9 protein-coding genes are annotated in these 6,442 nt (G+C 69.2%); 6 read left to right on the forward strand and 3 right to left on the reverse strand.

The features are described from left to right. Positions 1-4: 4 nt before the first annotated feature. Together ACIRG9_RS29045 and ACIRG9_RS29050 are read left to right on the forward strand one after the other, a co-directional pair. Positions 5-1,519, forward strand: coding sequence for a hypothetical protein (locus ACIRG9_RS29045; protein ID WP_402862783.1), 1,515 nt, complete (start codon positions 5-7; stop codon positions 1,517-1,519). Beyond that, entirely contained in the window at positions 1,516-2,232 is a 717-nt protein-coding gene (locus ACIRG9_RS29050) for an NUDIX hydrolase (RefSeq protein WP_402862786.1), read from the forward strand. Before ACIRG9_RS29045 ends, ACIRG9_RS29050 begins: the two co-directional genes overlap by 4 nt. Here ACIRG9_RS29050 and ACIRG9_RS29055 read toward each other — a convergent pair. The 3 genes from ACIRG9_RS29055 to ACIRG9_RS29065 all read right to left on the reverse strand — a co-directional run bounded on the left by ACIRG9_RS29055 (position 2,229) and on the right by ACIRG9_RS29065 (position 4,342). Next, on the reverse strand, positions 2,229-3,371 hold the full coding sequence (locus ACIRG9_RS29055; RefSeq protein WP_402862789.1) for a site-2 protease family protein: 1,143 nt from the start codon (positions 3,369-3,371) through the stop codon (positions 2,229-2,231). The two genes, ACIRG9_RS29050 and ACIRG9_RS29055, sit on opposite strands and share 4 nt — an antisense overlap. Positions 3,372-3,597: 226 nt before the next feature. Further along, positions 3,598-3,807 (reverse strand): type II toxin-antitoxin system VapB family antitoxin, encoded by a 210-nt coding sequence (locus tag ACIRG9_RS29060; RefSeq protein ID WP_402862792.1) that lies wholly within the window; start codon positions 3,805-3,807, stop codon positions 3,598-3,600. A gap of 124 nt (positions 3,808-3,931) precedes the next feature. Continuing rightward, positions 3,932-4,342: a hypothetical protein gene (locus tag ACIRG9_RS29065; RefSeq protein WP_402862795.1), complete on the reverse strand. Its 411-nt coding sequence runs from the start codon at positions 4,340-4,342 to the stop codon at positions 3,932-3,934. Between the two features lie 175 nt (positions 4,343-4,517). Between ACIRG9_RS29065 and ACIRG9_RS29070 the strand changes: the two genes are divergently transcribed. The 4 genes from ACIRG9_RS29070 (at position 4,518) to ACIRG9_RS29085 (ending at position 6,302) form a co-directional block, all read left to right on the forward strand. Next, positions 4,518-5,168, forward strand: coding sequence for an HNH endonuclease family protein (locus ACIRG9_RS29070; RefSeq protein WP_402862798.1), 651 nt, complete (start codon positions 4,518-4,520; stop codon positions 5,166-5,168). 88 nt (positions 5,169-5,256) lie between these two features. Continuing rightward, positions 5,257-5,517 (forward strand): hypothetical protein, encoded by a 261-nt coding sequence (locus tag ACIRG9_RS29075; RefSeq protein ID WP_402862801.1) that lies wholly within the window; start codon positions 5,257-5,259, stop codon positions 5,515-5,517. Between the two features lies 1 nt (position 5,518). After that, positions 5,519-6,058 carry a DUF6879 family protein gene (locus ACIRG9_RS29080; protein WP_402862804.1) on the forward strand — a complete coding sequence of 180 codons (540 nt, stop codon included), beginning with the start codon at positions 5,519-5,521 and terminating at the stop codon, positions 6,056-6,058. Continuing rightward, positions 6,048-6,302 (forward strand): hypothetical protein, encoded by a 255-nt coding sequence (locus tag ACIRG9_RS29085; protein ID WP_402862807.1) that lies wholly within the window; start codon positions 6,048-6,050, stop codon positions 6,300-6,302. The genes ACIRG9_RS29080 and ACIRG9_RS29085 overlap by 11 nt, the downstream gene beginning before the upstream one ends. Positions 6,303-6,442 lie beyond the last annotated feature (140 nt).

Raw genomic sequence — 6,442 nt, forward strand, 5'->3', positions numbered from 1 at the left:
GCCGGTGCAGGAGTTCGCGGAACCGGACGGGCTGGTACGGGTCGACAACCGCCAGCTCGCCAGGATCAGCGTCGTCGCCCAGTGTCTGGACAATCAGTGGGTGACCCGCGATCTGCTGGAGCACATGGTGACCCGGCGGCTGTCCTATGCGGAGGTGGAGCGCCGTCGGCGGCAGGACGCGCGGGCGGAATATCTGCGGTCGATCCTGAACGCCGAGCAGGTGATCGTCAACCGGGCGTACTTCTTCAACAATCCCGTCGTCTACCAGGACTTCGTCGCGCCCGGTCGGCAGCGTGAGGCGTTCCGGGCGCTGCTCGACGACAGCGTGCTGGTGCCGTTCCTGCTCCGCGAGGGCTCGCCCGCGGATGAGCCGAGGTTCACCGTCGACCCGGCCGGCTGGGCCGCCTGGCGGAGGCTGCTCGGCGACCTCGACACCATCCGCTGCCTGCGCTTGAGCTGGGACGACGCCGAGAACGAGGCGTACACCCAGCGGCTGATGTTCGAGGAGTTCCACCGGTTCCTCCTGCAACTGCGTGGCTTCAACCTTGACGCCCTGCGTCGCGACCTGGCACTCGGCCCGGAGAGTATCCCGACCCTGCGACAGAAGCTGCGGGAGGTGACCCTGTGGGCCGCGGACACCGACCGGGCCGACCGGGAGGGCTTCTACCGACAGTTCCTCGTCGAACCGGACACCGACCCCGCGCAGGGCCGCTTCCGGTCCGCGCCGCTGGTCGCCGAGCTCAAGCAGCTCGTCGACCTCCGGTACAACACCACGGTGCCGGACGCGGTGGAGCGCTTCGCGCTGATCCCCACCGCCTCGCTGCGGCGTACCGCCCTGCAGGAGCGACCCCCGGCGCGGGTGAGGAAGCCCGCCGAGGAAGGCGCTCCGCGGGGTGAGCTGACCCGACTGGTCGAGGTGCTGCGTACGCTGCGACCGCAGGCCTTCGACCTGGCCCTGTCGCCGCTGCGGATCGACCTGACCGGGCTGGACCTGCACCACGTACGGCAGGCGCGGGACACCGACGAATGGCGCGGCTACCTCGTCGCCCTGGAATCCCTGCTCGACGACCCGACCGACTTCGTGGCCCGCGGGCAGGTGGTGTACGACCGGTACATCGCCCTCGCGGGCCGGCTGGCGCAGATCGTCGGCGAGCGCCGGCAGGGCCAGATGCGGATCTGGGAACCGGTCGTGCGGGTCACCATCGAGGTCCTCGGCGCCTCCGCCTCGCTCATCTACGATGGCGATCCCCGGCTGGAGATCGTCGGAGACGTGGCCACCGAGGTCGCCGCCCGCGGCGCCGAGGCGGTGCTGCGCTTCGCGGTCATCGGGCGCGACCAGCGCCGGGCCGAGAATGAGCTCGCCACCGGCGTCGACGTGATGCGGGTCCGGCTGGAGCGGGCCCGCGAGGACTGGCGGGAACTCGTCGCCCGGCTCCGCGAGGGCGGCTTCCCGGTGACCGCCGGCGACGTCGGGCGGGACTCCGAGCCGAACATCGACAGACCCCGGGAGGGCGCGTGAGCGAGTACCCCGACGATTCGCACTACCGGGAGCTGCGCGCGCGCCTGCCCGAGCTGTTCGTCAACCCGTCCGGGGCAGCCGTGGAGATCCTCGTCGACCCGGCCGAGGTCGCGGCGGCGGAACGGGCCAAGGCCACGGCGTTGCGCGCCCGCGGGCTGCCGGCGGAGTGGGGCCGGACCGGCGTCGTGTACCAGGACGAATGGGTCACCCTGCTGCGTGATCCGGTCCGGTTCCCGGACGGTGGGCTCGGTACGTACATCCGGTCGGTCTCGGTGGGCGGCGCGCCCGGGGTGGTGCTCCTGCCGCTGCTCGACGGCGCGGTGGTGCTGGTGGAGCACTTCCGGCACGCGACCCGCCGGTGGCACCTGGAGGCTCCGCGCGGGTTCGGCGAGCCGGGCGTGCCGGCCGAGGAGCAGGCCGCCCGCGAGCTCCGCGAGGAGATCGGCGCGATTGATGCGCGACTGGTCGACCTGGGCGTGCTGAATCCGGACACCGGGACCTCCACCGACGAGGTCCGGCTGTTCCTGGCGGAGGTGCGGACGGTCGGGGAGCCCGAGGAGCGCGAGGGCATCCGGGCGGTACGGCTCTGCCGGCCCACGGAGGTCGGTGAACTCATCCGTGACGGCGTGATCAACGACTCGTTCACCATCGCGGCCTGGAGCAGGGCTTTCCTGCGCGGCCTGCTGGACGAGGCACCCGGGCCCGGCGACTAGCGGTGTCCGGCGGCCGTCTGATCGCGCATGCTGCCCCGCTGCACCGCCCGGCTGATGTCGCTGGGCGAGACGATCCCGACCAGCCGCTGGTCGGTCACCACCAGCGCCCGGCCGTCGGCGCACCCGCTGAGCCGGGGCAGCAGGTCGGTGAGCTGCTCGTCCGGGTTGGCGAGGACCAGGTCACCGGCCTGGCACGACACCTCGGCCAGCGTGGTGGACCCCCGCCGGTCGGTCGGGATGCCGCGTACCCGGTCCAGGGTGACCAGGCCGACCGGCCGCCCGTCGTCGGTGAGCGGCAGCGCCGTGTGCCGGTAGGCAAACAGGTAGCGGTCGACGAAGTCCGCGACGGTCATCTCCCCGGACGCGGTCTGCGGCTGCGGGGTCATCACCTCGCCGACGCGTACGCCGCGCAGCGCGCTGCCCATCCGGGCCTGGCGCTCCTCCATGCCGGCGGCCCCGATCAGGAACCAGCCGATCAGCGCCAGCCAGAGCCCGCCGAACCCGGCGCCCCGGAGGAACTGCCAGAGCCCGATGACGATCAGCAGGATGCCGAGCCCCCAGCCGGCGCGGGCGGCCACCACCGACGCCTTCGTCCGGTCCCCGGTGGCCTTCCACACCGCGGCGCGCAGCAGCCGCCCGCCGTCGAGCGGGGCGGCCGGCAGCACGTTGAAGATCGCCAGCAGCACGTTGATGCCGGCCAGCCAGGACAGCGCCCCGACCAGCAGGCCGCGCGTACCGCCGAGGCTGAGCAGCGCCGCGATCGCGCCGAAGAAGAGCCCGATCACCAGGCTCACCAACGGCCCGATCCCGGCGATCCGCAGCTCGGCGCCCGGGTCCCGCGCCTCGCCCTTCAGCTGGGACACCCCGCCGAAGAGCCAGAGCGTGATGCTGTCGACCTCGATCCCGTTGCGCTTGGCGATCACCGCGTGGGCCACCTCGTGGGCGAGCAGGCCGAGGAAGAACACCACGGCTGCCGCCAGCCCCGCCACCACGTACGCGAAGGTCGAATGGCCGGGGTACGAGCGTGGGAACAGACTGGCCGAAAGCGCCCAGGCGATCAGCACGAAGATGACCAGGACGCTCCAGTTGACTCCGATGGGTACACCCGCGATCCGGCCAAGCCGGAAGCTTGCCCTCATGTCCCCGTCATACCCGCCGTTCGCGAACCCATGCCAGGGCGGAGAGTCAGCATCCAGCGGACACGCTGTGCGTCCTTGGCGGTGCGGGCACTGTGAATGACCTCGATCTCGATCGCCCCGCACACTGCGAGTAGCCCCCGGTCCGAGAGTTCTTCGAGGATCGGAGCCACACGTGGCTTGGGCCAGCGGGCGAGGGCCGACTTGTCCAGCAGGTAAGGCTCGTGATTCACGCTGCGTCTGGCTTCGTCGTCTCGATCGGGCCGGTCAGATCGGGCAACCCGCCGCTCTTGAGCCAATCGGCGAACTGCCGTCGCTTCTCGCGGTCGACGACAGCCTTGAGCGCGGCGTTGACGGTGGCCTTCTTCGTCGTGGTGCCGAGGATCTTGCCCGCCTCGGCGAGCAACTCATCATCGACGTCAAGGATCGTCCGACTCATGGTGGCTCCTCCGGTAGACGAAACTCACCGAGTGATATCAATCTGACGCGTCTTTGATATCACGTCCTTCCGGGTCGCTGGTTCGACATGAGTCAGGCATGGGGGCCGCGACCCGGTAGCCCGCTCACTCGTCTGGCCCGGCCGGACGTACGCCCAGCGCCGTCGCCCGCAGCTCGTCGGCGCCGAACCGGCCGGTCGGGAACCTCACCTGCACCGCCACCCCTGGCTCGACCAGCCAGAACGCCTCGTTCTCGCCGATGAAGCCGGCTGCCTCGCCGGGCTGGAAGGCGCTGAGCGCCCAGGCGTCGGGGTCGCGCTCGTGATATTCGACGAGGAAGTCCCGCAGGGCGGCGGCGCTGGCCAGGCGCGGCCCGCGCAGCACCAGCACCTGCAGGTCGACCTGGTGGCCGCCGTCGACCTCCCGTTCCCACACCCGGGACGTGAACGCCACGTCGTCCCACTCGTAGGTGAAGTCCTCGACCGACTCGCCGGTGCCCGCCGGGATGTGGTCGAGCACGAAGCCGTCCAATTGCACCTGATCACCTCACTGGTCGGTGACGCTGCGCCGGATGTTGTTACAGGGGGTGGGCGCCGGGCGGGAGGTCGCGACACAGTTCACAAATAATAGACAGGCGTTAATCTCTGGTTCGATCTTTCGCCGAATCAGGCGACCAGTCTCCTGGGCAAGTCCGTTCCACGCTAGGAGACTCATGGTACGCACGTTCCTGCGCCACGCCATTACCGCGCTGTCCGCGCTGTCCGCCGCCACCGCCCTCGTCGTCGGGCTGGCCGAGCCAGCCTCGGCCGCCGTACCGCCGGGCATCCCGACCAAGGCGACCGCGCAGTCGCAGCTCAACAGCCTCACCGTCCGGGCCGAGGGCGCGTCGTCGGCGTACGACCGGGCGCTGTTCCCGCACTGGGTCGCGGTCGAGGGCACCTGCGACGCCCGCGAGTACGTCCTGAAGTACGACGGCTCCAACGTCACCGTCGACTCGACGTGCAAGGCCACCGCCGGCTCCTGGTACAGCGAGTACGACGGCGTCACCACCACCGACGCGTCCAGTTTCGACATCGACCACATGGTCCCGCTCGCCGAGGCGTGGAACTCCGGCGCCGACACCTGGACGACCGCCAAGCGGCGCGACTTCGCCAACGACGTGTCGTCCCCGCAGCTCTGGGCGGTGAGCGCGAGCAGCAACCGGTCCAAGGGCGACAAGGACCCGGCGAAGTGGATGCCGCCGCGTACGGCGATCCACTGCAGCTACGTCAAGTCATGGATCAACGTCAAGTACCGGTACGGCCTCGCGGTCGACTCGGCCGAGAAGACGGCCCTGCAGAACAACCTGAACAGCCGCTGCTGATCCGACCCTCCCGCAGCCGGCGTCCGACTCGGGCGCCGGCTGCGGCACGCGATGCCTGACTGCGGCTTTCACGAGCAGTCTCAATTCCATGATCGACGGCGTGCCTCCTCGGGGCGGTGTCGGGACGGAGGCTACTCTCGGCTCTCGCGAGGGGGCGGATCTGGCGAAGCTTGCACTGAGCCTGGCCGAGGCGGCGCCGTACGACATGACCGACGAGGGTGACATAGTGGTGCAGGGTTACCAGCTGACTGATCCGGAGGCGCTGGTGCAGCTGCGGGACGTGCTGCCGAACGAGACGTTCGTTGTGGTACCTCGTGAGTTGATGTCCTGGTTCGAGAAGAAGGGCTGAGATGGGGTCGCTCGTCACTGATCCGGACGCCTTTCAGCGCCTCTTCGAGGACTTTCAACATGCTGCCTTCAAGTTGGAGGTTCGCCGGTCATACGGCCTCCCTTCCGAGGACGAGCCATTTCAGAAGTTTCTTGCCGGGGGAGATCCGGGAATCGAATGGCTTCGGTCGTGGCTCGACTTGATGGAGGCGGAGACCTCGAAGGGCAAGAGGGTGGATCGGGTTCGGGTCATTGATGAGCCCCCGAGCGACTACCTCCGGTTCGAGATATCGGTGACGCCCCATAATCTGGCTGCGGGTGAGGACATCCGATACCTCGAACGTGGGCGCGCGGCCGAGCTGACTCTGCCGCAGTATGACTTCTGGCTGTTCGACTCGCAGGTTGTGGCGTTCCTGCACTTCACGGACGATGATCGGTTCGTAGGTTTCACCACCAGCCAAGATCCCGTCGAAGTGTTGAAACATTGCCAGTGGCGGGACAGGGCGTGGACGCGGGCCACCCGGTTCTCGGAACTCCCCGCAACCGTTACGGTTGCGACCTGACGGGCGGTTCCGTGTTCTCAAGCTGGTTGGGCAGCGTCGGCACGTCGCCCTGGCCCGCTCGTACGAGGGCGACGCCCACCTCAAGCGTCACCATCCACGCGCGGCGCGGGAAGCCCTGGCCGACGCCCTGCTGACGCTGCTTGAACTCGACGACCCCCTCGCAGCCGACGTGCAGCGACGACTGGCAGACGTCGACCGCGACAACGACGACACCGGAGCGGAACTGGGAGAGCCAGATGGATGAGCCGATTCTCGCGGCAATCGCAGTGAGCCATTCCGCGCAACGTTCTGATCACCGAAGGTGATCATGTGGTGCGGTCGTGTTCGGTGTGGAGCAGGATGAGTGCGGCGGCCACGATCTTGCCGATGCGCCATGGGTCGAGG

Origin of the sequence: Micromonospora sp. NPDC093277 (genome assembly GCF_044765245.1) — a bacterium.
GTDB lineage: Bacteria > Actinomycetota > Actinomycetes > Mycobacteriales > Micromonosporaceae > Micromonospora.